The 26,453-nt window shown below is 43.6% G+C and carries 26 protein-coding genes, 1 tRNA gene and 1 pseudogene; 21 read left to right on the plus strand and 7 right to left on the minus strand.

Annotated elements, in window-relative coordinates:
• The first annotated feature begins 45 nt into the window (after positions 1-45).
• From cobT to AB4407_RS11970, 11 genes are all read left to right on the plus strand, one after another.
• Complete coding sequence (cobT, locus tag AB4407_RS11920; protein ID WP_372120694.1) at positions 46-1,092, plus strand: nicotinate-nucleotide--dimethylbenzimidazole phosphoribosyltransferase; 1,047 nt, start codon at positions 46-48, stop codon at positions 1,090-1,092.
• Entirely contained in the window at positions 1,092-1,898 is an 807-nt protein-coding gene (locus tag AB4407_RS11925; protein ID WP_372120695.1) for an adenosylcobinamide-GDP ribazoletransferase, read from the plus strand. The genes cobT and AB4407_RS11925 overlap by 1 nt, the downstream gene beginning before the upstream one ends.
• A 9-nt stretch (positions 1,899-1,907) precedes the next feature.
• Positions 1,908-2,534, plus strand: coding sequence for a bifunctional adenosylcobinamide kinase/adenosylcobinamide-phosphate guanylyltransferase (cobU, locus tag AB4407_RS11930; RefSeq protein ID WP_372120696.1), 627 nt, complete (start codon positions 1,908-1,910; stop codon positions 2,532-2,534).
• Between the two features lie 8 nt (positions 2,535-2,542).
• Complete coding sequence (gene cobC / locus AB4407_RS11935; protein ID WP_372120697.1) at positions 2,543-3,160, plus strand: alpha-ribazole phosphatase family protein; 618 nt, start codon at positions 2,543-2,545, stop codon at positions 3,158-3,160.
• Between the two features lie 134 nt (positions 3,161-3,294).
• Positions 3,295-5,091 (plus strand): M3 family oligoendopeptidase, encoded by a 1,797-nt coding sequence (locus AB4407_RS11940; protein WP_372120716.1) that lies wholly within the window; start codon positions 3,295-3,297, stop codon positions 5,089-5,091.
• A 267-nt stretch (positions 5,092-5,358) separates the two neighbouring features.
• On the plus strand, positions 5,359-6,387 hold the full coding sequence (locus AB4407_RS11945; protein ID WP_372120698.1) for a succinylglutamate desuccinylase: 1,029 nt from the start codon (positions 5,359-5,361) through the stop codon (positions 6,385-6,387).
• Between the two features lie 133 nt (positions 6,388-6,520).
• A complete protein-coding gene (btuC, locus tag AB4407_RS11950; protein ID WP_372120699.1) occupies positions 6,521-7,516 on the plus strand; it encodes a vitamin B12 ABC transporter permease BtuC in 996 nt (331 codons plus the stop codon).
• The gene (gene btuD, locus AB4407_RS11955; RefSeq protein WP_372120700.1) at positions 7,503-8,261 is read left to right on the plus strand and encodes a vitamin B12 ABC transporter ATP-binding protein BtuD; all 759 of its coding nucleotides are present in this window, start codon (positions 7,503-7,505) and stop codon (positions 8,259-8,261) included. The genes btuC and btuD overlap by 14 nt, the downstream gene beginning before the upstream one ends.
• A 29-nt stretch (positions 8,262-8,290) precedes the next feature.
• Entirely contained in the window at positions 8,291-8,650 is a 360-nt protein-coding gene (locus AB4407_RS11960) for a DUF6559 family protein (protein WP_372120701.1), read from the plus strand.
• A 489-nt stretch (positions 8,651-9,139) separates the two neighbouring features.
• Positions 9,140-10,588, plus strand: a complete 1,449-nt coding sequence (locus AB4407_RS11965) for a lytic polysaccharide monooxygenase (RefSeq protein WP_372120717.1) — start codon at positions 9,140-9,142, stop codon at positions 10,586-10,588.
• Positions 10,589-10,824: 236 nt separating this feature from the next.
• Positions 10,825-11,313 carry a GNAT family N-acetyltransferase gene (locus AB4407_RS11970; RefSeq protein WP_372120702.1) on the plus strand — a complete coding sequence of 163 codons (489 nt, stop codon included), beginning with the start codon at positions 10,825-10,827 and terminating at the stop codon, positions 11,311-11,313.
• 136 nt (positions 11,314-11,449) lie between these two features.
• Here AB4407_RS11970 and AB4407_RS11975 read toward each other — a convergent pair whose 3' ends face one another.
• Positions 11,450-12,025: a nucleoside triphosphate pyrophosphohydrolase family protein gene (locus AB4407_RS11975; protein WP_372120703.1), complete on the minus strand. Its 576-nt coding sequence runs from the start codon at positions 12,023-12,025 to the stop codon at positions 11,450-11,452.
• 196 nt (positions 12,026-12,221) lie between these two features.
• On the opposite strand from AB4407_RS11975, the gene AB4407_RS11980 reads away from it, so the two are divergent.
• The gene (locus tag AB4407_RS11980) at positions 12,222-13,292 is read left to right on the plus strand and encodes a diguanylate cyclase domain-containing protein (RefSeq protein ID WP_372120704.1); all 1,071 of its coding nucleotides are present in this window, start codon (positions 12,222-12,224) and stop codon (positions 13,290-13,292) included.
• A 16-nt stretch (positions 13,293-13,308) separates the two neighbouring features.
• Here the strand turns inward: AB4407_RS11980 and AB4407_RS11985 are convergent, their stop codons facing one another.
• Together AB4407_RS11985 and AB4407_RS11990 are read right to left on the minus strand one after the other, a co-directional pair.
• Complete coding sequence (locus tag AB4407_RS11985; RefSeq protein ID WP_372120705.1) at positions 13,309-13,875, minus strand: DUF1415 domain-containing protein; 567 nt, start codon at positions 13,873-13,875, stop codon at positions 13,309-13,311.
• A gap of 85 nt (positions 13,876-13,960) precedes the next feature.
• Positions 13,961-15,160 carry an MFS transporter gene (locus AB4407_RS11990; protein ID WP_372120706.1) on the minus strand — a complete coding sequence of 400 codons (1,200 nt, stop codon included), beginning with the start codon at positions 15,158-15,160 and terminating at the stop codon, positions 13,961-13,963.
• 110 nt (positions 15,161-15,270) lie between these two features.
• Between AB4407_RS11990 and AB4407_RS11995 the strand changes: the two genes are divergently transcribed.
• A complete protein-coding gene (locus AB4407_RS11995; protein WP_372120707.1) occupies positions 15,271-16,143 on the plus strand; it encodes a LysR family transcriptional regulator in 873 nt (290 codons plus the stop codon).
• Between the two features lie 86 nt (positions 16,144-16,229).
• Here AB4407_RS11995 and AB4407_RS12000 read toward each other — a convergent pair whose 3' ends face one another.
• Positions 16,230-16,466: a glutaredoxin family protein gene (locus AB4407_RS12000; protein WP_016786183.1), complete on the minus strand. Its 237-nt coding sequence runs from the start codon at positions 16,464-16,466 to the stop codon at positions 16,230-16,232.
• Between the two features lie 153 nt (positions 16,467-16,619).
• Between AB4407_RS12000 and AB4407_RS12005 the strand changes: the two genes are divergently transcribed.
• Both AB4407_RS12005 and rlmF read left to right on the plus strand, forming a co-directional pair.
• The gene (locus tag AB4407_RS12005) at positions 16,620-17,117 is read left to right on the plus strand and encodes a YgjP-like metallopeptidase domain-containing protein (RefSeq protein WP_372120708.1); all 498 of its coding nucleotides are present in this window, start codon (positions 16,620-16,622) and stop codon (positions 17,115-17,117) included.
• A gap of 4 nt (positions 17,118-17,121) precedes the next feature.
• Complete coding sequence (gene rlmF, locus AB4407_RS12010) at positions 17,122-18,375, plus strand: 23S rRNA (adenine(1618)-N(6))-methyltransferase RlmF (protein ID WP_372120709.1); 1,254 nt, start codon at positions 17,122-17,124, stop codon at positions 18,373-18,375.
• Between the two features lie 88 nt (positions 18,376-18,463).
• On the opposite strand, the gene pilW is transcribed toward rlmF, so the two are convergent.
• Together pilW and metA are read right to left on the minus strand one after the other, a co-directional pair.
• Positions 18,464-19,213 carry a type IV pilus biogenesis/stability protein PilW gene (pilW, locus tag AB4407_RS12015; RefSeq protein WP_372120710.1) on the minus strand — a complete coding sequence of 250 codons (750 nt, stop codon included), beginning with the start codon at positions 19,211-19,213 and terminating at the stop codon, positions 18,464-18,466.
• A gap of 168 nt (positions 19,214-19,381) precedes the next feature.
• On the minus strand, positions 19,382-20,323 hold the full coding sequence (gene metA, locus AB4407_RS12020; protein WP_372120711.1) for a homoserine O-succinyltransferase: 942 nt from the start codon (positions 20,321-20,323) through the stop codon (positions 19,382-19,384).
• 274 nt (positions 20,324-20,597) lie between these two features.
• On the opposite strand from metA, the gene AB4407_RS12025 reads away from it, so the two are divergent.
• Complete coding sequence (locus tag AB4407_RS12025) at positions 20,598-20,966, plus strand: ATP-binding protein (protein WP_372120712.1); 369 nt, start codon at positions 20,598-20,600, stop codon at positions 20,964-20,966.
• Positions 20,967-21,040: 74 nt separating this feature from the next.
• Positions 21,041-21,463, plus strand: a complete 423-nt coding sequence (locus tag AB4407_RS12030) for a DUF3859 domain-containing protein (RefSeq protein ID WP_012604104.1) — start codon at positions 21,041-21,043, stop codon at positions 21,461-21,463.
• A 191-nt stretch (positions 21,464-21,654) separates the two neighbouring features.
• Here the strand turns inward: AB4407_RS12030 and AB4407_RS12035 are convergent, their stop codons facing one another.
• Positions 21,655-22,761 carry a M20/M25/M40 family metallo-hydrolase gene (locus tag AB4407_RS12035; protein WP_372120713.1) on the minus strand — a complete coding sequence of 369 codons (1,107 nt, stop codon included), beginning with the start codon at positions 22,759-22,761 and terminating at the stop codon, positions 21,655-21,657.
• 198 nt (positions 22,762-22,959) lie between these two features.
• Here AB4407_RS12035 and AB4407_RS12040 point away from each other — a divergent pair.
• The 4 genes and pseudogenes from AB4407_RS12040 to AB4407_RS12055 all read left to right on the plus strand — a co-directional run.
• Positions 22,960-23,070: pseudogene (locus AB4407_RS12040) on the plus strand (diguanylate cyclase domain-containing protein); the annotation flags it as partial.
• A gap of 117 nt (positions 23,071-23,187) precedes the next feature.
• Positions 23,188-23,856 (plus strand): DUF2726 domain-containing protein, encoded by a 669-nt coding sequence (locus AB4407_RS12045; RefSeq protein ID WP_372120714.1) that lies wholly within the window; start codon positions 23,188-23,190, stop codon positions 23,854-23,856.
• A 265-nt stretch (positions 23,857-24,121) separates the two neighbouring features.
• Positions 24,122-24,198: transfer RNA gene (locus AB4407_RS12050), tRNA-Val, on the plus strand.
• Positions 24,199-24,384: 186 nt separating this feature from the next.
• Positions 24,385-25,626, plus strand: coding sequence for an integrase domain-containing protein (locus AB4407_RS12055; RefSeq protein WP_372120715.1), 1,242 nt, complete (start codon positions 24,385-24,387; stop codon positions 25,624-25,626).
• The last annotated feature ends 827 nt before the right edge of the window (positions 25,627-26,453 follow it).

The following is a 26,453-nucleotide window of genomic DNA, read 5'->3' on the forward strand; positions in this document are numbered from 1 at the left end:
CAGCCCTAGAAATCCATTACCTTAAATTTAAGTGTTCCTAAACTTATGTTAGATACCCAATACTCGCAGTACATCCAACACCGAATTGACCAAAAAACCAAGCCACTCGGTGCGCTTGGCTTACTAGAAAAAGTCGCACATCAACTGGCATTGATTCAGAGCCAAGGCAAAGAAACTGCGGTTGAGCACATCGAATTGAATAAGCCACGTATCATCATTTTTGCTGGCGACCATGGCATAGCAGATGAAGGTGTGAGTATTGCTCCGAGTGCCGTAACGCAACAGATGGTGTTGAACTTCTTAAGCGGTGGCGCAGCGATCAATTGCTTCTGTGCGGTGAATAATATTGATATTACAGTAGTCGATACGGGCATATTGTTGCCTGTTGAATCTGACAGTGACATGTTGATTTCTCAGCGTTTAGGTACACGAACCAATAACTTTGCTAATGAAGCGGCAATGAGCCTCGAAACGGTTGAGCGAGGGATTGAGCTGGGCACAGAACTAATTTCTAGAACCATTTCAAATGGCACGAATATCATCATGTTTGGTGAAATGGGTATCGGCAATACCAGCAGCGCGTCTGCCATCTTAAGTGCGCTAGCAAACCGAACTGCAGATGAGTGTGTTGGCCTAGGCACTGGTATCAATAACGAGCAGTTAGCACGTAAAGTGGCTGTGGTTGAGCAAGGTGTCGCTCGTTGCAAAGGTTTAGAGCTTACAGATAATAAAGGTATTAAAGAGGTACTAGCACAAGTCGGTGGTTATGAAATCGTTCAAATGGTTGGTGGGTTCCTTGGCGCTTATCAAAACAGAACACCAGTATTGGTCGATGGCTTTATCGTGTCGGTTGCGGCGTATGTCGCAACCTTAATTGAACCTAATTGCCGTGACTACATGATCTTCGCTCATCGCTCTGAAGAGTCAGGGCACAAGATTCTATTAGAGCTGCTAGACGCTGAGCCACTGCTCGATCTTGGATTGAGATTAGGCGAGGGCACAGGTGCTGCGCTAGCTATGCCAATAATTCGTGCGGCGGCAGAGTTCTATAACAACATGGCGAGTTTTGAGAGTGCTGGAGTCACGGTTTAATGAGTGATGCACCAAAAAGATCGTTGAAAGATAGCATCACATACCAATGGGAACTTTTTTCGTTGGCGATGGGTTTCTTTTCTCGTTTGCCGATGCCGAAGAATACGCCTTATTCAGAAGAGCGAATGAACCGTTCTGGTCGTTACTTTTCTGCGGTTGGTCTATTACTTGGTGTTCTGTGTGGCGGTGTGTTCTTGCTACTCGATGCCATATTACCGAGTGCGGTGGCGATCTTTTTGTTGATGAGTTTTAGCTTGATGCTCACTGGTGCTTTTCATGAAGACGGCTTAACTGATATGGCTGATGGTATTGGTGGAGGCATGACCTTAGAACGCCGTTTGACCATCATGAAAGACAGTCGAATTGGGACTTATGGCACGTCTGCACTGGTTATGGCTATGCTTGGCAAGTGGGTGCTATTAACTGAACTCGTGAACATGACAGCCTTGTTTATGGTTATCGTTACCACTTATACCTTTAGCCGCGCGATTGCGGCGTCACTTATTTATAATATGCCTTATGTCAGCGATTTGGATACCAGTAAAAGTAAGCCATTGGCCAATAAGCAAACTAAAGGCGAGCTCGTTTTCCTATTACTTGTGGGCGTGCTGCCTAGCTTATGGTTTGGTCTTGAGTTCACTTTGGTTTTGTCTGTCGTCGCCTATCTGTTTCGGTCTGGTTTTAAAAAATGGTTAACGGCTCGAATTGGTGGTTTTACTGGCGACTGTTTGGGTGCGGCACAGCAGTTGATGGAGTTACTGACTTACCTCGTGTTCATTGCCGCTTTTTACAATGATTTTCTATAGCGGACTCCTATGACAAACACGAATCAATTGAATCAAACAAGTGAGCGAAATAGCCATTTGGTATTGGGTGGGGCTCGTTCTGGTAAGTCGGGCTTTGCAGAACAAAAGGCAATATGTGCGCTTGCTGCATGTTCAAATGGACGCCTCAACTATATTGCGACGGCCACATATTTGGACGATGAAATGCGTGAGAGAATTGTGCACCATAAACAACGTCGTGGTGAGCTGTGGATTGAGCATGAAGCCCCTGTTGAATTAGCCGAGAAACTGCTGTCTTTTGATCAAAACGATGTAGTGTTGATTGACTGCCTAACTTTGTGGTTGAACAACATTATTTTTGAGTTGGGTGATGATGCGACCAATGAACAAGTTGAGGCCGTGGTTGAAGTTTTAGTGAAAAGCGTAGAGCAAAGCCCGGCGCAAATTATCATGGTGTCTAATGAAGTTGGTTTAGGTGTGGTGCCGCTAGGTAAGGTGTCGCGCCTATTTGTCGATAATGCGGGTCGCATGAATCAAGCGCTAGCTCGTGTTGTTGCGCGAGTCACGCTGGTCGCTGCAGGATTACCATTGAGCTTAAAACCGTCGAGCGATTCGGCTCAAAGCTCGACTCATAATTCGAATGATATCAAAGGTTAGGCAAGCTGATGGAAAATGGAACAACCAAGAACATCTACTTGCTAAGACATGGCAAAGTTGAAGGAAAAGCTGCACTCAATGGTTTATCCGATGTGTTGGTTAATCCTGATCTTCAGAAGCAAATATGTGAGGCCTTGGTACAGCACAATGTGGCTTTTGATGGTGTGGTTACCTCGCCATTAAGGCGATGCAGCGATCTCGCAAACAGATACGCACAGCGTATGTCTGTGCCTTTATCTGTAACACCAGACTTTCAGGAAATGAACTTCGGTGACGTTGATGGTGTCCCATTTGATGAGATTGAAGACAAGTGGGGAATGCTAGAAACCTTTTGGCAAGATCCTGTTAATCATCAACTGACTGGTGCAGAAAGTTTACAGGGCTTCTACGACAGAGTAACGCAAGCTTGGTCGCAACTTTTGAATGATCCAAGTGACAATATATTGTTGGTTACCCATGGTGGTGTGATTCGCATACTGCTAGCGCATTGCCTTGATATTGATTGGAAAAATCCGAGCTTGTACTCGAAGTTATCGATAGAGAATGCATCAATAACCCATATTCAAGTCACTCAGTTTGCACAGAGCTTTGTCAGCGTTAAAGCGATAGGGCTGGCTGTTCTCTGAGTGTTCAAAATACACAGTTTTAAGAATTAACATCTAATTCGATCTGTAAATAGAAAAAGTATTAGAAGCATAAAGCGGTGTCGATAACCGCTGTGCCAGATTGGCATTACTACCTACGTGAAAGGAATTTAGTCATGACAACACCGAGTTGGGATCTCAGCATTGCTTATCGCGATCTTGATGATGCAAAAATCGAACAGGACATTGAACTGATTCAACAGTGTATCGAACTCTTGTACCTGCATGTTGAAAAGCGTCACATCATTCTGGCAATGCAAAACGCAATCCAGACCTCAGAAGCGGCAGGTACGCTATTGAGCACAATTAACACCTTTGCTAACTGTCACGTTTCGGTAGACGCGACCCACACAGAAGCCAAAGCACTGCTTGGTCGAGTTGCGAAACTGAACTCTGAAATGTCTCAAGCGTTCAGCCCTTATGAAGACACACTAATCCACGCTGAACCAGAGTTTATCGATGCTGTATTAGAGCATGACAGCGCAGATGTAGCAGGACAACGCTTTGCGATTGAAAGCTCTCGTAAGTTATCAAGCAGTCGACTTAGTGTTGCTGAAGAACAACTTTTAGCTGCTATGAAAGTGGATGGACGCGACGCATGGGGTCGCTTATACGATAACCTAACGGGCTCTTTGAAACTGTCGCTAAAACTTGATGGTGAAGAGGAAGCGCTTGGTTTTTCTCAAGCGGCGAGCTTGTTGTACGGCAGCGAATTCGACAAACAAGAACCGGCATGGCGCGCGGTTCAAGGTGCAATGAAGACGCATCAAGAGTCTTTTGCTTCGATCCTAAATGCATTGGCGGGTTGGAGATTAACAGAAAACAAAAAGCGCTCGAAGATTAGCGATGTGCATTTCTTAGATCCAAGCCTACACGGCAGCCGCATCGTACCTGAAACGCTAGACACCATGATGTCGGTAGCAAAGGCAAATCGCGAAGTAGGCCAGAAAGCGGGTCTGTTGATGGCAAGAGTTCACGGCTTAGATGAAATGAAACCTTGGAATCATTTAGCAGCAATGCCACCACTTGGTGACGCTGAATCTAAGGTTTACCCATTCGATGAAGCGATCGAAGTGATCAAAACTGCGTTCGCCGAAGTCAATCCAGAGATGGCTGATTTTGTCGCATTAATGGTTGAGAACGGTTGGGTTGATGCCGCTCCAGCAGCCAACAAACGTCTAGGTGCGTACTGCACCAAGTTTGCTGCGACACGCACCCCGCTTGTATTCATGACGTGGAATGGTAGCCGCTCAGGCTTAATGACATTGGCGCACGAGCTAGGCCATGCGTTCCATAACTGGGTGATGAAGGACATGCCTTTGTGTCAGACACGCTACCCAATGACGCTAGCAGAAACCGCTTCAATCTTTGCTGAAAACATCGTTCGTGACCACTTGTTAAAACAAGCACAAACACGCAATGAGAAACTTGAAATGCTGTGGGAAGAGCTTTCTTCTTCACTCGCTTTGATGGTAAACATTCCAGTACGTTTCGAGTTTGAGAAAGCCTTCTACGAGCAGCGTGAAAAAGGTGAGCTAACGGCTCAGCAGCTGTGTGACTTGATGGAAACCACTTGGAAGGAGTGGTATGGCGATGCAATGACAGAAGCTGACCCTTACTTCTGGGCAAGCAAACTGCACTTCAGCATCTCTCAAGTGAGCTTCTACAACTACCCATACCTGTTCGGGTACCTGTTCAGTAAAGGTGTTTACGCACAACGTGACGCTAAGGGTGAACAATTCTACGGTGATTATGTCTCATTGCTTCGTGATACGGGCAGCATGATGGCGGAAGAAGTCGTTCAAAAACACTTAGGAATGGACCTGACTCAAGCTGATTTTTGGCAACAAAGCATCGACATGGTCAAAGTTCAAATCGATGAATTTGAAAGATTGCTCGATCAGGAAGATTAATTGATCTCAATCTGTTCATGGTAGGTAAGAGCTGTGTTAGCTTACGTGGCTCTTATCTTGCTGATATAAACAGAGATAACCAAAATTGTTCTAAATAGGTGAAATTACTTGGAACAGATGTCGGTTAGTAAAGTCAGCAGGTAATACAAAAATATATGGGTAGTATTTGTGAGTGATAACGGAGTTTCTGTTGATAAGTGCGATCCTAGCAACACAATTTCTATGTACAATTTATTAACATACGGCCGTGCAATTAAGGAGTAGCGCATGACGAAGACCCTCTTTCGCCAATCATTTCTTTTTGACAGCCTAGATCTTGAGCAAGAAGTGTTTGTAGGACAGACCGTACTGAGTAACGGTGTTCAAATTAAGCTTCATCAACGCGGTGTCTTGGAAGTGATTCCCGCGGATTTTAATTCTGAAACCAAGAACATCATTTTTTCAACCGGTGTTCATGGCGACGAAACTTCACCAATGGAGCTTATCGATAAGCTTATTGAGGATATTGAAACAGGTTTCCAAGTAGTAAACGCGAGATGCTTGTTTATCATCGCTCACCCAGAAGCGACCAATGCGCATACGCGTTTTCTTGATGTGAATATGAACCGTCTGTTTGATGAAAAACAGTACGAGAGTAATCGAGAAGTGGACATCGCGAAGAACCTTAAGTACCTGGTTACTGAGTTTTACAAGGAAACGGTGCCTGCCACTCGTTGGCACTTAGATCTGCACTGTGCGATCCGTTTGTCTAAGCATTACTCTTTCGCCGTAAGCCCTAAGGTTCGCCACGAAGTTCGCAGTAAAGCCTTGTTCGATTTCATTAACAGTGCTCACGTTGAAGCGGTGTTGTTATCCAATGCGCCAACGAGTACTTTCAGTTGGTACAGCGCTGAAAACTTTGAAGCCCAAGCACTGACAATGGAGCTTGGGCAGGTAGCAAGAATTGGTGAGAACCAGCTTGATAAGTTAACTGCTTTCGATTTGGCAATGCGCAATTTGATTGCTGAAATAGAACCAGAGCATTTACCAAAGAAAACCATTACTTATCGCGTAAGCCGAACCATTGTTCGTTTGCATGATGACTTTGACTTCATGTTCTCTGACGCCGTTGAAAACTTTACGGCGTTCAAGCACGGTGAAGTGTTTGGTCATGATGGTGATAAGCCATTGATGGCGAAGAATGAAAACGAAGCGGTGGTATTTCCAAATCGTAACGTTGCTATCGGTCAACGAGCGGCCTTAATGGTGTGCGAAGTTGAAACGCGATTCGACCATGGTCAGCTTGTGTACGATTAATATCCAGTCGGGTTTAATCGATCCAAAAAACCGTCCAACTGGTTGAAATATCAAGGTTCACATTACGGTGTGAGCCTTGAGTTTATTTGGGGATACAGGTAAGGTTACGCGAACAATTTCAAAGTAGCTTGATATGGATTTCCAACAACTTCTTCACCAAAAACAGCGAAAATGGACCCGAGCCATTTATCTGATGGCTGCACTGCTTGTCACGCTGAGTGCGATTTACCTAATGGTTGGCGATCTCTTCATTTCCCCTCTGGACACCTTGTCCACGTTAGAACAAAAACTACTGATTGATTTACGCTTACCTCGACTATTGGCAGCTATTGCGATCGGGGCTGGGTTAGCGGTATCTGGCGCAAGCTTACAAGTCTTATTAGGAAACGTATTGGCAGAGCCTGGTGTGCTCGGTATTTCTGGCGGCGCAAGCTTGGCGATGGTGATCGTGCTGTTCTTCTTGCCGTTTGCTCCTACGCCTGAATTATTTATGATTGCCGCCGTTTTAGGCTCACTCTGTTTTACCGTGATTCTGGTTAGTATGGTAAAAACGATGCGACTGACTACGGCCAAGTTATTGCTAGTGGGTGTGGCGTTAGGTATTCTTTCTGGTGCGATGGTGACATGGGCGTTCTATTTTAGTGATGACCTCAGCCTACGCTTATTGATGTATTGGCTGATGGGTAGCTTGGGTGGTGTAACTTGGTACCAACACTCGCTCACGTTAGTGATGATCCCCGTTATTATCTGGTTGTGTTTGCAAGGCAGCAAACTAGACAAACTGATGATAGGCGAAACGCATGCAGCACAGTTAGGCGTGAATGTTCCGAGATTACGTTGGCGTTTAATCTTTGCTGTCTCAATTTTAGTCGGCTGCGCGGTTGCCTTAGGTGGCGTGATCAGCTTTGTTGGCTTGGTTGTGCCACACTTACTCCGTTTAGCGATTGGTACTGACAACCGATACCTTCTTCCTTTGTCTGCCGTTGCAGGTGCCGCGTTACTGGTGTTTGCTGATATTTGCGCACGTACATTACTCGATTCTGCAGAATTACCCTTGGGTGTGATGACCACCAGTATCGGTGCACCAATCTTCATTTGGATGTTAATTAAAAATCATGATTCAAATTAAGAGCCTGAGCGTCGGCGCTCGTTTGTTACCACTATCATTTGAGCTCAAGCAAGGGCAGGTGACTCACGTTATCGGCCCCAATGGTAGTGGCAAAAGTACCTTATTAGAAGCGATATCTGGTGTAAGTGATGGCTACAAAGGTGATATAAAGCTTGATGAGCAAGACTTATCAGAGTTGTCGTTACAAGACTTGTCACTGCATCGTGCGTACCTGTGTCAGAGTGCAAGACCGGCTTTCAACTTAGAAGTGTTCCAATACCTTGCGTTATCACTGCCAAGTTCATCGCATGGCTTTGCTACCGAAATCAACTCGGCTTTGGAAGAAATAAGCCAGATGCTTGACATTGCAGACAAACTTCACCGCTCTATTCAAGAATTATCCGGTGGTGAATGGCAACGCGTTCGTTTGGCGGGAATGTGCCTGCAAATTTGGCCGACGCTTAACCCTTACGCAAAACTGCTGATCCTAGATGAACCTGCCGCTCCGTTGGATATTGCTCAAGAAGCGTTACTCTACAAGCTCATTGAACGAGTGGCAGGGAAGGGCATTGCGGTTATTATGGCGAATCATGATCTTAACCGCACCCTAAGACATGCTGACCAAGTGCTGCTGCTCGACAAGGGGGTTTTACAAGCTTCTGGTGCTGCGGCACAAGTGTTGACTCCAGATCAACTTGAGTCTGTGTTTAACACACAAGTGAAAAGCATCTCGGTCGACAATCAAACTTATCTTTTGTTTGGGTAATTTAGGCCCATCAATACAAGGCAACCTATATGTTTAGATATATTCAACGACGACGAATCAAGAAAGTAATTAAGTCACTTTCAGCAAAGCTGGTGAAAGCGTACGGAAGCCGTGATTTTTTCTCTATTGGCCAGGTAGAAACGAGTTCTCGTGAGTTGAGTAAGCGTCAACAACTGGTTGCCTTAGCTTTGTTTGCTGATCCCCAAGACCTTGCTGTTGAACTGGCTCCTGCCATTCAATTGATACGTAATGATGTATCTAATGATTTCTTCGGTGGTGAAGAATATAACGCGCGCGATGTTCTTAATCTGCTGGGCGGTGGTGGTTGGAAGGGCGGTCGTATGGACGATGATATGTCGAATCGATTTGGTATGCATAGCCGCTATTAGTTTAGCTCGTTCAAATTAACGTTTAATGATTTGTCGATTTATAAACGTATAAGCTAAGTGCCTTAATAGCTTAGCGACTTTGCAACTCTCTCGACAACGTAATAATGATGGTAAAAAGGCACTTAATACCATTATTTATGCGAGCGCTTAACTTGAATTTATTTAATAAAAAAATACCTTCACATTGAGCTATCTCTTTGGAGAATGAGTTATTTTTGTAGGTGAGAATCGATAATTCGAAGCAATATCATCTATCTTTAACACATTTCTTTGAGTTGTGTGACTCTGATTCCTTTCAAAATAAATCCCACTTTTATTGATAGTTATCACGTATATATTTTCTGTGTTCTTTAAGTCAGAAACTATAAACTCCCGAACTGCAATTTTGATTGGCACATGATCGATTGAAATCGCGTACAGGGTAAAATAATAGAGAGTGGGAAAGTGAAAATTAAAAATAATAGTCTAAAAGTAGCAGTAGGTGTGGCTATGCTATCGAGTGTGCCGTCGGTGGCAAACGCTCATGGCTGGTCTGAATTTCCAAGTGCACGTCAGAATACTTGTTATGAACAAGGCGGGGTTTGGTCGGGTACGCCACCAAATGCGGCGTGTGCTCAAGCAAAAGAGATTTCTGGGTCATACCCGTTCGTTCAACGTAACGAGTACGCGAAAAATATCCAAGATTTCAACAACATCAATGCTGTGAAAGCGGCGATTCCTGATGGCACATTGTGTTATGCCAATGATTCGCAAAAGCGTGGTATGGGGGCGCCTCATACAGGTTGGACTCGCACCGAGTTAAGCACTGGTACATTTGAATATGTATTCAACGCGACTGCACCACACAACCCGTCATTCTGGGAGTTCTACCTAACGAAACCTAATGCAGACTTGAGCAAAGGCTTAGCGTGGGGTGACTTAGATCTTATCCAAGAAGTAGGCAATGTTCCTGTAAGCGGTGGCAAATACCGTATTAACGTGACGATTCCATCGAACCGTTCTGGCGACGCGATCCTATATGTACGTTGGCAACGTGACGATGCAGCGGGTGAAGGTTTCTACAACTGTTCAGACATCACTATCACAGGGGGAACAACTCCTCCACCAGATCCTACACCTCAACCTGATCTAGTTCGTGGCGACCTGTTTGTTTCTGACCAGTTTGGTACGCCAGAAATTGGTGATACGGTTAAATACGACATCATCAACAAGTACGGTGAAGTAGCGCGTAGCTTCGACATCGTGATTGATGCAAGCAACGTGAATGATTGGGCTCGTTTGTTGGCTTCAGAAATTAACGGCTGGCATGAAGAGTTCAAAGATGGTGCGATCTTCATCGGTGACTGGCACGCTGAAATGCAGCACTACATGTATTTCCAAAACGATCCTTCACGTAACTTCTTTAACTCAAAAGATAGCCGTGCTTCAGGTCAGTTAACGTTGATTGAAGGTGGCGACGGTGGTGTTGAGCCGTTGAAAGGCGACATCTACGAGCTAGTGAAGAGTGACAACGTAGTGAATGCCGGCGACAAAGTTGTAATTGCGACGAGCGAAGCAGCAAACCTAACACAGACTCAAGGTTCTGCCGTTAGCATTCAGAACAACGGAACGGCTTCAATTGTTGTCGATACGACTGCGATTACAGCGAACGAAACTTTGTCATTCATTGCTAGCTCTATTGAAAGCGAGAGTGCAGAAACCTTTACGTTCGAAGTAATTGCTGATGACGGTAGCGTTACACCAGACCCAGATCCAACGCCTGATCCGACACCAGACCCAGACCTAGGCACGTGGGACTCGTCTAAGGTTTACCTTGGTGGTGAAGTCGTGACTTACTCGAATCAGTCATGGAAAGCACAATGGTGGGTTCAGGGTGGTACAAACCCTCAAGCAACCTACGAAAATGACAAATGGGGCGTGTGGCGTCCAGCTAAATAACGCCATAGGTTTCATGGTATGGGCACACCCGAGGTGCCCATATCGAATTGCCTCTAGTTTAACTGACCTTGATTCTTCAAATTTACTTCTTCAGAACATCCACATACGTTCCTCACATTAGCCTCAATAAAACAATTTCATCTAACCTATTGTTAAATATTTACTATTTGATAGTGTGTCTAGGTGCACATTAAGGATGTGTTTCATATTTAGCGATGAAAATAGTAGGAGTTGCGATGAGTATTATAGTGAGACGGTCTGAACCGTCAGATGCGAAGGGAATAAAAGAAATCTACGAATGCACTAATGCTTATACCGGTACGCTGCAACTCCCAAATCCATCTCTGGAAAGCTGGCAGAAACGAATCTCTAACATGCCCGACAACGTGTACTCGTATGTCGCGATGATCGACGATGAGATTGTTGGTAATTTAGGAATGGAAGTGTGTGTAAACCCGAGAAGGCGTCATGTGGCTTCATTCGGAATGGGTGTTAGGGACGATGTATTAGGCAAAGGTGTCGGTAGCAAACTACTCGCAACCGCGATCGACTTGTGTGATAACTGGATTAACATCAAACGACTGGAGCTAACGGTGTATACCGATAATGAGAGAGCGATCAGTCTGTATAAGAAGTTTGGCTTTGTGATTGAAGGGGAGTCCGCAGGATTCGCTTTCCGAAATGGCGAATATGTGGCGGCTTATCACATGGCGCGACTCGTATAGCGCTCGGTTTCTAACACACGGCTACCAATAACACAGCTAGAGTTATCCAATAGATAATAAAACGCCACGTTACAATAACGTGGCGTTTTCTATTTCAGTCAACTGATGCTTTGAAGCGCTTCAGTTTTAATTTTACTTAAGCTGTAAGAGGCTCAAGGTTCGCAGGGCGGTAGTGTACTGATTTTAGTACTTTACCTTGGCGAACTGTCTTACCTTCAGATACGAAATCTTCCGCACACTTAGCAATGATGTATTCGCCTTTTTGAACAGCCATCAGCTTGATGTTTTGCTCAGCATAGAATGCTTCCGTTTCTGCGTATTCTGTTTCGTTACGGCACACTTTGCTCATGTTGCTTGAGTGAACTTCGTCCCAGCAAGGCAGAAAGTCAATTGAGCGGTTTTTAGAAACATTCAATAGCAGGTCGATCAGGTAGCTAATTGCTAGGTTGTCTTCAACCTTAGCTTGGCCAAGGTGAACCAGACGTCCCATCAAAACATAAACGCTGTCTACAATAGCGTCCGCTTGTTCGATTTTAGAGTCAGCTTCTGCAAGTTCTGTTAGTTCTTCTATCGCTAGCGAGGTATGTAGCGTATCGCCTTTTTCGTCCATTGTGTCAGGAGCTGCAACAGGCAGATCAAAAGTACTACGGAACTCTTCAATATCGCGATAAAGGTGATCGTAGATTTCTTGGCTTAGTTGAGAAAGGTTCATTTTCCTATCCATTTTTTTTCGTTAATGCTGCATTTTATCAAAGCTGGGAATAGGGTGCTAACGCAAAGTCGAAGAAGTCGACTTTTATTCATTGGTTTAATGAGGTATCTTGCATAAAACTAATTGATTATTATATAAATTACAGTAAGCCATTACGTAATATTGCCAATCAGTTCTCCGTCGTAGGATCACAGTTATGCACCAAGCTAATGAAAGTGAAGTTGTTATACGTCGTTTGTATCAAATCACCAATGATTACCGAAAAGGGTTCGATATTCAGATCGCTCAGCTGCTTATCATGGGGCTTGAACGTTTTAATTTAGACATTGGTATTTTGTCGAAAATTGATGGTAATACTTACTTAGTTGAACACTCTGTCACACCGGAAGGGGTTGAGCTCAATAGTGGCGATATCTTCGACTATAGTTCAACCTATTGTGAGATTACGTGCAAATCTGTTGGCCCTATTTGTATTGAACATTGCGGTAAACATGACAAGTATGCGACACATCCTGCCTACCAATCTTTTGGGCTAGAGTCTTACATTGGTATCCCAATTTTCGTTAATGATGAGCTTTATGGCACCTTAAACTTTTCAAGCCCAGCTCCCTATCATCGAGAGTTTAAAGAGTTCGATATCGACGTTATGCGGTTAATGGCGTCATGGATTGAAGTGGAACTCGTGAGAAGACAGCAAGAACGTAAACTGACAGAGTTAAATGAAAAACTTGAATATCAAGCTTTGTACGATCCTCTTACACACTTGCCGAATCGACGTTGCTTATTCAAAACGTTGAATACAGAAGTAGAGCAGTTAAAAGGATCTTTAGGAAAGGGCTCTTTGGCTGTTGTCGACATCGATTTCTTTAAACAGGTTAATGATACTTATGGTCACCAAATGGGTGATGTTGTGTTAAAGAAAGTGGCAAACATTCTTCGTAATAGTATTCAAGATGGAGAGTTTGTAGCTCGCTTTGGTGGTGAAGAGTTCATTCTTTGGTATCCAAACGAAACCCCAAGCAGTGTTGAAGATAAGTTCATGACTCTTCTGCAAGAGGTGAAGAAAATCACGCTGGATAGAAAGCCAGTTACCATATCAATAGGTGCGTGTCATTTTGAGTTGAGTACTGGAGATAGCAAAGGGGAAAGAATGTCGGCGTTAGACTCGCTAATTAAAGTTGCCGATGAATGCCTGTACATTGCTAAACAAAATGGACGAGATCAGTTTATATCTCGTCCATATCATCAAGAGCGCTCAGGAATATGAGCCAGAATGTTAGCGATTAACTGAACAGGTAAGGGAATAATTTACGGCGTTCTTCAGGTGTTAACGACTCAACTCTTGCGATGTTGGTATCAGGAATCGCTTCAGGGTTAGGGTAGTGCTTCAGCACCTTTTCCATACTCGCTTCACGAATTAAATGATAAACCGGATACGGAGAGCGGTTGGTTAGGTTTTCATCGTCTTCTGGATCTGCACCACCAAAGCAATAGCCTGGGTGGAAGGTTGCAACTTGGTAAACACCTTCCCAATCTTCTTGCTTGATCAGCGCTTCAATCCAATCAATGAACATGTTGTAGTCGAAAAAATCTTGCAGCATGTTAGGTACAACCACCAAAGTCGTCTCTAATTCCGCGACTGGTGTGTTATCTAACTCTACGAAATGCGTCATGATGTCTTCTAGTAACGCTTCTTCCGTTGTCGCTTCACTCACAAAGATCTTAATCTGTTTATTACGTTGTGGCTTAGCTGCGAATGGACACAGGTTTAGGCCAATAACGACATCGTCTAACCACTGTTTTACTTGGTCGTGAATGGTTTGAAGATCTGAGCTTTGAGTGTTCGACATAACAGGTTCCGAAATGAAATTTTGCGTAGGATATCAGAACGGACGTTAATCAAAAGCAATAATTGAGTTACAAAATCCATCCCACTTAAGCTTGTGCAAGTTTAGAGGCTGAGACTCGAAGCTGTTTCAACTGATAGACCCATGCAAATATCGCGACATAAAAGATAGACCCACCGGCGATAACACCATTCCAACCGAACAACTGCCAGCAATATAAGAGTAAGAAACCACCTAAGCTCCCGCCAATGTAGTAATGGACTAAGTAAAGTGCGGTTGCCGTTGCTTTAGCGCTCGGCGCTTTTTGACTCACCCAAGAGTAGGCTAGGGTATGGGCGAAGAAGGCTCCGCCACTGATCAATAACAACCCGGCTAACATGAACGGGACTTTGTCGACGGCAGAAACCAACATACCAATTAAGCTGATACACACGCCGATCAATATACCGTTTAACGGATCAAAGCGAAGTGTCCATTTGTTGGAGAGCTTAGAGGTTACCGTACCGGCCAAGTAACACAGGAATATCAGCGAAGCCAAACCAACGGGCACTGAGTGAGGCGTAGATACAAGCCTAAAGCCCATTACAGAATATAGGTTAACGAATAGCGCGAAGTTAGCGCCACCAATCAACATCGCGAGCCACAAGGTACGGTTTCTTAAGTGCATCACAACCGAGCGGTTATGATGAAAAAACAACCCTCTCTGAGGTTTGAAGTTTTGTTGGTCAGGCAGACTATACGCAATATAGAGTGCGCCAAACAAAGAGCCGACAACGAAAAATAGAACGGTTGCATGCCAGTCAAAATAATCCGTAATCAAGCCGCCTAATACACGTCCGAAGATACCACCTAAAGAGTTGGCCGCAATGTAGCCACCAATCGCGACAGCAAAGGCTTTGGGTGTTAACTCTTCGACCATATAAGCAACCGCTACACCAGCGAACGCCGCGACAGCGATGCCCATGAATGCGCGGGCAATAACCAGTTGCAGCAAGGTAGTCGTGAACACCATGCTTAGGCCTATTAGCGGGATAGTAAATAAGCTCAACAGAATGATGGGTTTTCTGCCAAAGGTTTCAGAAGCGATAGCCCAAGGTACCAAGCTGATAGAAAGTCCGAGTGTTGTCGCGGCAAACAGCCAGTTGATTTGAGTTTCCGATACTTGGAAGTGCTCAGCCATGTGGGGCAAGATAGGTTGAAAAAGGTAGAGGTTACAGAAAATGATAAACGAACCAATCGCCAATGATTGGGTGATTCGTTTGTATTGAGAGCTGCCTTTATCAAACATTTACGTAGCGCCTGTGCGAGTAATTAAGCTATTTGTGAACAAGTTATCAGCACAGTGGTGATTAAAGAAATATATTAAAAATATCACCTCTATATAATTAATATATCGACATGCTTGAGTCAAAACCCCTTCGACATTTTCTAGCTGTAGCTCAGTTTGGTAACTTTACGCAGGCGGCCAAAGCGCTGCATATCGCACAGCCTGCATTGAGTATCTCCATTAAAAAACTAGAGCAGACACTTGAGTTGATTCTATTTCGTCGCGGAGATAAATCCGTCACCTTAACCGAAGAAGGAAAGGTGTTGTTTGAGCATGCGAAGCGCATAGCCCAACAGTTTGATGATGCACAACTTGCGATGAACGAGTTAAAGGGGTTAGATAAAGGAGAAGTGCGATTAGGCGCTCCAAGCATGATGGGTAGCTACTTTTTCCCGCAAGTTGTGATGGCATTTAAAAGCCAATACCCAAACCTCAAGTTGACTCTGATCGATGCGGGTACAGCTTCGATACGCGAGATGCTTTTAAACGGTGAACTCGATATTGGGGTAATCAATCATGAAAATGTGCCAGATGATCTCGAAACCGACCACTTGTTGAGTTCTGAGATGCTAGCTGTTGTTGGTAAAGAACATCCATTAGCATCGCAACCATCCATTACCTTTGAAGAGTTTTTCGCTCAAGAGCTGATCATGTTCAAGTCGGGTTACTTCCACCGAGACTTTATTGATGCGACTTGTAAGAAATACAATCTCGATATGACCATCGCATTCGAGACGAACTTGCTACCGATGATTTTATCTATCGTGAAGCGAGAATTTGCCATTACTGCGCTGCTGAGTTTGGTCACAGAATACGAAGAAGACGTCGTGGGGGTGCCATTTAAAGACCCTGTAAAACTTAATCTCTCTTTGGCTTGGAGAAAGGAAGGATATTTGTCGAAGGCAGACAGAACCTTTATTGATTTTGTAAAGCAGTATGTGTGATTAAGCAAGATGAAGTAGATAAAACAAAGCCCGCAGATCCTTGGTTGGACATTCGGGCTTTGTTTGTAGAAATATAAGTCTGCACGTTAAGTGTTCTTAGAGTTATACATCTTATCGAAGTTCTTCTGATTCCAGCCGACCATCACTTGGTCGCCGATTTTCAGTACGGGGATAGAGCGAGCCCCCATCGCTTGCAACTCTTTACGGCCACGCTGCATCTTTGCATTCGTTAGGCGGTAAACAATTTTCTTTGAATCCAAATAGCGCTGTGCATCTTTACAGTGCGGGCATTTGTCTGCGACGTACAATACAACACGTTTCATTTTTACAATCTCTTTTTGAGTCTAGCTCTTGGTGAATCTCGCTAAAGTGTAACGAATCCTAGGTGATTAGAAAAGTGTGATCAGTTACACTATGCGGCTCAATTTTAAAGACCACAACATATTGTCGTGGTGTAACTTGTACGGTCTTTCAGCATGCATCCTTCTTTACGCTATATTCAAGGCTATCCTAAGCACATTATCGACCCTGTAACTCAACTTGTAGAGTCGGGTAAATTAGTGTCGTGGTTTGAAGCTCGCTATCCAAATAATCATGAAATTAAAAGCGAGAAGACCCTGTTTGATTATGCGATTGAGATTAAAAATCGCTACATGAAGAAAACACCACCGATCAGCAAAGTGATTTACGACGGGAAGATACACCTAATCAATAACGCATTAGGCCTTCATTCTTACGTTGCCAAGAATCACGGTGGCAAGATCAAATCGAAGAATGAGATTCGTATCGCCAGTGTCTTTAGAAATGCACCAGAGCCGTTGCTTCGAATGCTGGTCGTGCATGAACTGGCGCACATCAAAGAGAAAGAGCACGACAAAGCCTTTTACCAACTATGCTGTCACATGGAACCGGAATATCACCAACTTGAATTGGATGCCCGTTTATTCATGATGTATTTAGATTTAAAGAAGTAGCCCAATGAGCCAATCACAAAATAGAACGACGCTAAGCCTGTCGAAAAACAGCGCCTCTGATAAAAACCGTAACAGTGCGGATTCAAAAGCGGCTGGACAGAATAAATCCAAGCGAGTTTCTGGTAAACCAAACAATAATAAAGGCGGAGCGGGTAAAGCACCGTTTAAGAAAGGCACTTCGAATAAGAGCGCACCAAAAAGATCGAACGGTTCGCAAAAGCCTTCTGGCTCGAAACGAACGGGCGGTTCACAACGTAACAAGCATAATGCTAAACCAGTGGGCGGATTGCACCCTAGAAATCAACACACAGGTCGCTACGACTTCGCACTATTAGTTGCTGCGTTACCTGAGTTGAAAGAGCACCTGATTAAGAATCCTGTTGGTGAAGATACGATCAACTTCTCTGATCCATTGGCGGTTAAGCTACTTAACAAGGCTTTACTGGCGCATCACTATGGCGTTAAACATTGGGATATTCCTGCTGGTTACTTGTGCCCGCCAATTCCTGGCCGTGCAGACTACATTCACAGAGTGGCAGATATCCTTAACAGCGATGGTCAAGGCGAACCTTATAATCACCCTTCTGTAAAGGCGTTGGATATTGGTGTTGGCGCAAACTGTATCTACCCAATCATTGCTACGACAGAATACAAATGGCGTTGCACGGGTACAGATGTTGACCCTGTATCCATCAAAACTGCAAACTTCATTGCAAAAAGTAACGCGAACCTGAAAGGTAAGATCCGAGCGCGCTTGCAAGCAGACTCTGAAGCCATCTTTAAAGGCGTGATTAAGGATAATGAACGTTACGATGTCACTATTTGTAACCCTCCATTCCACGGTTCTTTAGAAGAAGCGGAAAAAGGGTCGCAACGTAAACTTGATAATCTAGCGGCCAACCGAGCTAAGAAAGCGGGTAAGTCATTCAAGCCAGAATCTAAAAAATCGCAAGCTAAGCAAGACAAGCCAACCTTAAACTTTGGTGGTCAAAAAGCGGAACTATGGTGTCCGGGTGGTGAAGCGGCTTTCATTATGAAAATGGCGAGAGAGAGCCAGCTTTTTGCTACTCAAGTTTTGTGGTTTACGACATTGATTTCTAAGAAAGATAACGTCGATATGGTTCGTTCAGAGCTGGGTAAGCTGAGAGCGAAACAAGTGAAAGTGGTAGAGATGTCCCAAGGGCAAAAGGTGAGTCGCTTTGTTGCATGGACCTTTATGGATGATGAGCAGAGACAAGAGTGGATTGCACTTAAATAGCTCTCCAATACGAAAGTACCTAATAGCTTAACTAAGAAAACGGGCTTGTTGTTCATTCAACAAGCCCGTTTTTTATGGTCTAGTGAGGCTAAGTAGAAAGCAACTCGTCTAATTTTGCTTGGTACTTCTTCTCAAGTGCACTGTTTCCGGCTTTGTTTTCCAGTTCTACCAAGATTTGAAGCGACGGAATTTGATAGCCATAGCGCTGGTGGAACTTGAACAGACGAAGCCTCGCGTCATTATAATCTGCTTCACTTACTTCAATCTTTGATAGCTGTAATATGGACTTTGCTCGATTTGGGTCGTGGTCTATAGCACGTGTGAAGTAGTACTTTGCTTGGTCAGTATTACCGGCTTTAAACGCGCAAAAGGCCGCATTCTCATAGCTTGCAGAGACAAGGTAGTAGTAGGGTTGGTCAATAGCGCGATTGAAATATTTATCAGCTTGCTCGTATTCGCCTTGTTTACACAAGAACGTACCGTAGTTATTCAATACATTGCCGTTTCTTGAATCTAGACTGAGTGCTTTGCGGTAAGTGGTTCTTGCTTCATCTACTTCGCCAACTTGCTCGTAATAATGTGCCATCGAAAGTTGGGCGCGGTAATAGCTAGGAGCGTGTTTGATAGCGAGCTCTAGATTTTCACGTGCCTTGACCATATTACCTTGCCCCATGTAGCCCAAACCTAACTCGATGCGTGATTGAGACATCGCAATGGGATCACTTGCCATTTTGGGTGGCCCTTCGGTGACAGAAACACAACCTACCAGAGAAACAGAGGCGAGTAGCGTGAGATGAGATAACAGGTTGGATTTTGGTAATAACGACTGGTTAGGCATGTGCAGCTCCTTTTGAACACAAACCTATGATATAAAACCGAACACACTTAAGTGTTAGGTAGATTATGGAATGCGACCCAAACATCATAAAAAAACCGTGTCCCATTTGGTGTTTTATCAACAACCTATGAAACACGCTTTATGTGTTTGTGAATCGGAAGAAAGAGCTTAGTCGTCTTTGGTGAAGTTGTCTTCGCTGAAGTGATCCAGATCGTAAGGCGTTTGTTGGTAAACGCAGTAGTTTAACCAGTTTGAAAACAATAAGTGTCCATGACTACGCCAACTTGCTACAGGCTTGTTGTCTGGATTGTTGTTCGGGTAGTAGTTGATTGGTATCACTGGCTCCATGCCTTCACCTAAATCACGGATGTATTCATTGTGAAGTGTATGCGAGTCGTATTCAGGGTGACCGGTTACAAACACGTTTCGTTTATCTTTCGTTGCCGCAAGGTATACGCCCGCCACATCAGAAGTCGCAAGAACATCAAGGTCGGTATGCTCGGCTAAGTATTCCTGAGAGAAATCAGCATAGCGAGAGTGTGGTGCCAAGAAGGTATCGTCGAAGCCTCGTAAAATTGGGTGGAACGGGTTATGAATCTCGTGGTTGTAAACCCCAGAAAGCTTATCTTTACGAGTACGCTTTGGTAAATCATACAAGAGCTTTAAGCCAGCTTGAGCTGCCCAACACACATACAAGGTTGAGGTCACATGTTTGTTCGCCCATTCCATGATTGTTTTTAGATGATCCCAGTAGATAACATCTTCAAATTGAACCAAGCCAAGTGGCGCACCAGTGATGATCAATCCATCAAAGTTTCTCCCTTTGACCATTTCAAATTGGCGATAGAAGTTATCAAGGTGTTCTGTTGGTGTATTCTTGCTTGGACGGTCATCAATACGCAGCAGCTCTACATCGACCTGCAATGGGCTGTTGGACAGTAGGCGTAAGAATTGAGTTTCAGTTTCAATCTTCTTCGGCATTAGGTTGAGGATCAAGACTCGAAGTGGACGAATTTCCTGTGTCGATGCTCTTGATAACGGCATAATAAAGATGTTTTCTTCACGAAGAACATCAGATGCTGGTAATTGGTCTGGAATGCGAATAGGCAAAGCTTTCTCCCTAAGCTGGATATGTAGACGTCTATACATCTAAATTTATAGTAGTTTGATACACTTGTCGATATACAAACTGGATAGTTGTAAATTATTTGTGTTTGCTATCAGAAGTCATCCACCGACGTCGAGGGAGTCTCATTGTATTCAGTGATTATCTGAGTCGAGTATAAGGACTCGGTTTTCGGATGTTGAGCAACGGCAGTTATCAGAGAAATTCGTCACTATTTAAGATAAAATCATGTTTTAAAATTAGCCTGTAAAGTGACAGATGAAGTTAATACTCATTCGAGGGCTGCCCGGTTCGGGCAAGTCAACAAAAGCAAAAACCTACGATGCATTGCATGTCGAAGCGGATATGTATTACGTGAATGAGCAAGACGACTATAATTTTGACCCAAGGCAGTTGCAGCAAGCGCATGAGTGGTGTCAGAACACTGCAGAAGACGGCTTGAAGCAGGGGTTAGACGTTGTAGTGTCGAATACTTTTATTAAGCAGTGGGAAATGAAAGCCTACCGCCAACTCGCACTCAAATATAAAGCGGATTTAGTTATAGAAGTGTGCCGAGAGCAATATGGCACTATTCACGACATCGAACCGTCGGTGATTAAGCGCATGGCAAAAGATTGGCAAGAATAGCCTCGTGCTTATCCAGCTTGGCAGAGTGGCAAATAGAATTAATTTAATAGAACAACTCCAAGGTAACGATTGAAATGGCAAAGCGCTCTGTTGTGGTCGACATGACATCTTACGGCATCTATACAACGTGGGATTCCAAATCTAAAGATCTTCCAAAAATCCAAGAGTTCACCACTACCGTTGATGCTGAAATCGACGTGGAATTTGGCTATATCTTGAATATCAAAAAAGCCAAAGGTGAAAAAATCCGTTACTGCATCTATCACCCGAACATCACCACCGACACGGGTGAAGTACTCGAGCCGTTCGATGGTGAAGAGCATGTCGGCAACAATGACTGGGATTTTTACTTAGGCGACACCATCTGGGCTCCTGTCTCGAACAAGTTAGGTAAGTGGCGCATGACCGTCGAGCTAAAAGGAAACATCATTGCTGATAAGACATTCGACCTTGTTGCGAAAGACGAAGGGCAGTTTTGGAAGCGCAGGGGTTTTTAGACGAAACTTCTGGTAGACGCTAGCTTTAGGCTAAACGCAGACAACAAAAAAGCCGAATCACACGTTACATGTGAACTCGGCTTTTTGACGTTAACTAGATGGCATTTTCTATTTCGTCAACGAGTAAGATTGTCTAGTTAACAAATAAGAAAGGCAGTTAACAAATCAGACCGGCTAGTTAACCAGTAAGACTATTGAGTCACGTAAGCCACAACAAACTCAGTGATTGCGACCATGTCTTTCACTGCAATGTATTCTTCAGTGGTGTGAACTTTCGCCATACCTGTAGAAAGGTTAACCGTTGTTAGACCTTTAGCGTTGAAGTTGTTCGCATCACTACCGCCACCTGTGCGTTTGGTATTCGCCGTTACACCAAGCTTTTCAAACGCGGATTTGATAGAAAGAATATGCGGATGATCGTCTGCGATAACGAATGCGTCGTAAGCACGAGTCGATTCGATTTCTACTTCAGCGCCGAACTGTTTTGCACTCTCTTGGAATGTCGAGATCATGTGCTCAACTTGAGCTGTTAGTTTTTCACCGTTTAGAGAACGTGCTTCAGCCACGACTTTAAGCTCTGGCATTACGATGTTAGTTGCTTGACCGCCTTCAACAATACCAACGTTTGCGGTCGTTTCTTCATCAATACGAAGTAGATTCATCTTAGTGATCGCATCTGCCGCAACTTGAATGGCACTGATGCCTTCTTCTGGCGCTAAACCCGCGTGAGCAGGGCGACCTTTGATGTTAGCAACAATTTTCTGCTGACCCGGAGCCGCATTGACGATAGTGCCAATTGGACCGCCTGTATCAAGTACGATAGCGTTCTCAGACTGAATGTAAGACATATCGAAGTTTAAAGAACCGAACAGACCGCCTTCTTCGAATACTGTAAATGCAATCTCGATAGTTTTGTGCTCTTGGCCTTCAGCTTTGATGCAACGAACTGCTTCCATGATAGCTGCGATACCAGACTTGTCGTCGCCACCTAGAATAGTGTTGCCTTTTGAACGGATGATACCGTCTTCGATGATTGGCTCAATGCCGATACCAGGGGTTACTGTGTCCATGTGGCAGCTGAACACTGTGCTACCTGGAAGAGTGCCATCTAGACGAGCGTAGATGTTGAAACCGTTAGACACTTCTTCAGGAACCGCCAGTTTGTGAACTTCAAAACCCAGTTCACCGAGTTGCTCAGCCAAAGCTTCAGCAATCGCTTTTTCGTTACGAGATTCACTATCAATTTTCACTAGATCGCAGAAATGTTCTACAAGACGTTGTTCATTAATTTGGGTCATTGTTAATTCTCATTTTGCTCCGTTGTTTCTAAAGAAGTCACGGAGACAGGAACAGGAAAATTACTATAACGTCTTTTTACAGAATCATTGTCTGAGTTAAATCAAGAAAATTATCTGATTATTCTAATTTATGAGAAAAATACTACCCGGATCGACCCATGTGCAGGATATTAATCTACCTATGAGTCGGTTGTATTGAAGGTTTCTAAGCGTATTGAGCAAGTGCTATCAACAAACGATGTGTTGGCTCGATGGGGTGGGGAAGAGTTCGTTTTACTACTTGCTGGCACTCAAGATCCAGACGAACAAGCGTTCAAAGGTCATGATTCCAATTTTCAGCTCTGCTTCTTTTGCTTGCCACGTGACGCTTTTCTACATACGCTAACCACTCTCTTAATCCCTATACAAATGTGATTGTGTTGGAAAATGACTAATATCTTTATCGTTGTAATTGTTCTGGTTGTGTTCTTTTACTTTATTCAAAACTATCTAGTAAAAAATGATGACACCAAAGATCATGCTTATCAAAAGAAAGGCTCGTTAATGTCGGCGCAACAAGCGACCTTCTATAACGCACTCAAATCCGCAGTGGGTAACCATGGGGAAGTATTTGCTAAAGTGAGCATGTCTAACATTGTTGTCCCCGCTAAGGCGAACAATAAAAAGAACTGGTTTATTGCGAACAACAAAATCTCACGCAGTTATTTTGACTTTGTAGTGTGCGACCCGCGAACGTTAGAGCCACGTGTAATCATCGAATTGGATAATGGAAAAGAGCTGAATAAAGGAAAGGTTGATCGCGAGAAGCTATTGATGCACGTTTGTAAATCGGCTGGCCTTCCACTTATTGGCGCTTCAATTAAGCACAGTTATCAAGTGAGCCGTTTGAAGAGGTTACTGGCAGCACACATTGATTTGATTGAGCCATCTAAAGAAGTACGATTTTGTAAGAAATGTAGCAGCCCTATGATCATCAAACTCGCAAGCCATGGCGATTATAAAGGCCGACGTTTCCTTACTTGTAGTCGTCAACCTAACTGTACTTATACAGAGAACTACAACGTCGTGTTCGACATGGACGAAGATTCTAACTAATACCTTGCGCCAAAGTGCTCAGTAAAGGGAGAAAAGACACGAAGCGTGCTGATCTCTGTAATCATCGAAGTTGAACTTAAATGTGATCTACTTCAAGCCATTGATCTGCTTTGTGTTTAAATTTTATTCTGATTGTTGTTTTTAAAAGCAAACGAACAATTTTGTGCAAATTTATCCTTGCACGGATCCAAATCACTCGCTATTATCCATCTCGTTCTGAAGCGTTAGCCACTTAATAAAGAGGTTAGTTAAGCTTCACAGCATTGCCCGCTTAGCTCAGTTGGTTAGAGTACTTGCATGACATGCAAGGTGTCACTGGTTCGAGTCCAGTAGCGGGCACCACATTATACGAAAGAGCCCACCTAGTGTGGGCTTTTTTGTGCCTGTAATTCCTTGTTTTATCAGGCTCTTAGCCATTTATTGGTCCCAAGAGATTCTATGATGTGTTGTAAAATCCACCGTTTAAAGTAATCTCTGAAGTAGTCTTTTATGATCTAAGCAATTTCGAGGTTACTTCAGGGGGTTACGATGGCGAAAAAAGTACAGCCTTTAACGGCAACTCAAATCAAACAAGCGAAGCCTAAAGAGAAAGAATATAATTTAGGTGACGGTGATGGATTATCATTGAAGATTAAGCCGATAGGAACAAAACTATGGCGTTTTTCTTATTATCACCCCATTTCACGAAAGCGCTTGAACCTAGCCTTAGGTAAGTACCCTGATATCTCCCTAGCCAAAGCAAGAACTAAAGCGATTGAGGCAAGAGAGCTTCTTGCAGACGGCATTGATCCTAAAGAGCATCGTGATAATACGCTTAGAACAAAGCAGCTCGAGCTAGCAAACACATTGCAAGCAGTATTTGATGACTGGATTGAAGTGAAGAAAACAAGCGTCAAAGAGCAAACGGCTAAGAAATTAAAGCAACGCATTGAGAAGTACCTTTTACCTGACCTAGGTAAGTTTCCTCTTGGTGACATAACAGCTCCTCAAGCGATCAAAACAATTAAACCCATTGCGAATCAAGGTAAATTAGAAACAGTAGGGCGTTTGTGTCGCAATCTCAATGAGATAATGACTTTTGCAGTGAACACGGGTGTGATTGAACACAACAAGCTTGCTGGCATTGGTAAAGCATTTGAAACAGCTAAGGTGACCAATCAAGCTTCGTTAACTCCTGATGAGCTTCCAGAGCTTCTCAAGACAATAAGCTATGCGTCGATTAAACCGATCACTCGCTGCTTGCTAGAATGGCAACTTCATACCATGACAAGACCAGCTGAAACGGCCGGGGCACGTTGGGATGAAATTGATAGAGAAAAGATGCTTTGGATCATTCCTGCTGAACGAATGAAAAAGGGAAGAGTACACACTGTTCCTTTAACAAAACAAACTTTAGACCTATTAGAAACAATTGATCTCATCACTGGTGAAAGTGAATACATTTTCCCAGCAGACAAAAGCAACCACAATCACATCAATAAAGAGACAGCAAATAAAGCATTGGTACGAATGGGTATGAAGGGCAGGCAAACTTCTCACGGTTTACGCGCATTAGCCAGTACCACTCTAAATGAGCAAAACTTCGATCCAGATATTATTGAAGCTGCGCTCTCTCATGTTGATAGAGATAAGGTGAGAAGCGCATACAACCGCACTGACTACCTTGAACGTCGTAAAGTTCTAATGGCGTGGTGGAGTGATCATATTGAAGAAGCTGCTACAGGAAGCTTGTCGATGAGTGGTAAAAAGAGCCTTAAGGTTGTGGGTTAGTTGCATGGGAGTGCAAATGCAACGTATAAGTCACATACTTTAACTGCACTAGCTCATACTTGTTCTTACAACTTTGCTGACAAGTCACGATGAAATCGTACACACGTTCTGTTGACATTGTGACTCAAAACTGAACAATTCTGTTTCAGTGACTTTACTAAATTACTAAATTAGTGAATCATCAATAACCAAAAGTATGGAAAAAGTCGCTTAGCCTAGTGTCCAGTCTCACTGGAGCAGATCACAAACGCTTAATGGGGGAGTTTTAGACAAGCCCTCATATATTTCAAAATGTAATTCATGGCTCTGTTAACGGTCTAGTTCAATAACTAGACCGTTAACGCATGGGTTTCATCTGTGGGTAATAGCTACAATTTTTAATATTGGTTTTGCGTGCTTCAGTCACAAGTAGGTCATCCCAGAGAACTTTAAAACTATTAGTCCTTTTTATAGTAAATATTACCTAGTGATAATGTGTGATTGAGTGAATGTCTACGATCATCTTCTGATATGGAGTCGTCATTGGGTAAACTCCTTTTGGGTTTCGATAAGTAGAAATAGCCTTTCCTATATTTAGAATAGAGAAATACAGAGTAAATTATAATTACTGAAAACCACATAATATCCCCTTAATTAGTGTGTTAAGTCTCATTGATTGTTATTTTTAAATTTAAAAGCCCAGATGTAATGAACCACGATTGCCAATGGTACTAATATGTCAAGTGGTGTAAAACCACCAGAAAAAGCCCATCCTAGGAACAAAAGTACGATAGCTAATGTGAATAAAATAAGTTCTTTCAAACCGTCATGATCCGCACCAGAAGTTT

It is taken from the genome of Vibrio sp. 10N.261.46.E11 (assembly GCF_041472735.1).
Lineage (GTDB): Bacteria > Pseudomonadota > Gammaproteobacteria > Enterobacterales > Vibrionaceae > Vibrio.

Bases quoted from the DNA above. Each gene is read 5' to 3' on its own strand.
- cobT (WP_372120694.1), top strand. From the start codon at position 46: ATGTTAGATACCCAATACTCGCAGTACATCCAACACCGAATTGACCAA.
- AB4407_RS11925 (WP_372120695.1), top strand. From the start codon at position 1,092: ATGAGTGATGCACCAAAAAGATCGTTGAAAGATAGCATCACATACCAA.
- cobU (WP_372120696.1), top strand. From the start codon at position 1,908: ATGACAAACACGAATCAATTGAATCAAACAAGTGAGCGAAATAGCCAT.
- cobC (WP_372120697.1), top strand. From the start codon at position 2,543: ATGGAAAATGGAACAACCAAGAACATCTACTTGCTAAGACATGGCAAA.
- AB4407_RS11940 (WP_372120716.1), top strand. From the start codon at position 3,295: ATGACAACACCGAGTTGGGATCTCAGCATTGCTTATCGCGATCTTGAT.
- AB4407_RS11945 (WP_372120698.1), top strand. From the start codon at position 5,359: ATGACGAAGACCCTCTTTCGCCAATCATTTCTTTTTGACAGCCTAGAT.
- btuC (WP_372120699.1), top strand. From the start codon at position 6,521: ATGGATTTCCAACAACTTCTTCACCAAAAACAGCGAAAATGGACCCGA.
- btuD (WP_372120700.1), top strand. From the start codon at position 7,503: ATGATTCAAATTAAGAGCCTGAGCGTCGGCGCTCGTTTGTTACCACTA.
- AB4407_RS11960 (WP_372120701.1), top strand. From the start codon at position 8,291: ATGTTTAGATATATTCAACGACGACGAATCAAGAAAGTAATTAAGTCA.
- AB4407_RS11965 (WP_372120717.1), top strand. From the start codon at position 9,140: ATGCTATCGAGTGTGCCGTCGGTGGCAAACGCTCATGGCTGGTCTGAA.
- AB4407_RS11970 (WP_372120702.1), top strand. From the start codon at position 10,825: ATGAGTATTATAGTGAGACGGTCTGAACCGTCAGATGCGAAGGGAATA.
- AB4407_RS11975 (WP_372120703.1), bottom strand. From the start codon at position 12,025: ATGAACCTTTCTCAACTAAGCCAAGAAATCTACGATCACCTTTATCGC.
- AB4407_RS11980 (WP_372120704.1), top strand. From the start codon at position 12,222: ATGCACCAAGCTAATGAAAGTGAAGTTGTTATACGTCGTTTGTATCAA.
- AB4407_RS11985 (WP_372120705.1), bottom strand. From the start codon at position 13,875: ATGTCGAACACTCAAAGCTCAGATCTTCAAACCATTCACGACCAAGTA.
- AB4407_RS11990 (WP_372120706.1), bottom strand. From the start codon at position 15,160: ATGTTTGATAAAGGCAGCTCTCAATACAAACGAATCACCCAATCATTG.
- AB4407_RS11995 (WP_372120707.1), top strand. From the start codon at position 15,271: ATGCTTGAGTCAAAACCCCTTCGACATTTTCTAGCTGTAGCTCAGTTT.
- AB4407_RS12000 (WP_016786183.1), bottom strand. From the start codon at position 16,466: ATGAAACGTGTTGTATTGTACGTCGCAGACAAATGCCCGCACTGTAAA.
- AB4407_RS12005 (WP_372120708.1), top strand. From the start codon at position 16,620: ATGCATCCTTCTTTACGCTATATTCAAGGCTATCCTAAGCACATTATC.
- rlmF (WP_372120709.1), top strand. From the start codon at position 17,122: ATGAGCCAATCACAAAATAGAACGACGCTAAGCCTGTCGAAAAACAGC.
- pilW (WP_372120710.1), bottom strand. From the start codon at position 19,213: ATGCCTAACCAGTCGTTATTACCAAAATCCAACCTGTTATCTCATCTC.
- AB4407_RS12025 (WP_372120712.1), top strand. From the start codon at position 20,598: ATGAAGTTAATACTCATTCGAGGGCTGCCCGGTTCGGGCAAGTCAACA.
- AB4407_RS12030 (WP_012604104.1), top strand. From the start codon at position 21,041: ATGGCAAAGCGCTCTGTTGTGGTCGACATGACATCTTACGGCATCTAT.
- AB4407_RS12035 (WP_372120713.1), bottom strand. From the start codon at position 22,761: ATGACCCAAATTAATGAACAACGTCTTGTAGAACATTTCTGCGATCTA.
- AB4407_RS12045 (WP_372120714.1), top strand. From the start codon at position 23,188: ATGACTAATATCTTTATCGTTGTAATTGTTCTGGTTGTGTTCTTTTAC.
- AB4407_RS12055 (WP_372120715.1), top strand. From the start codon at position 24,385: ATGGCGAAAAAAGTACAGCCTTTAACGGCAACTCAAATCAAACAAGCG.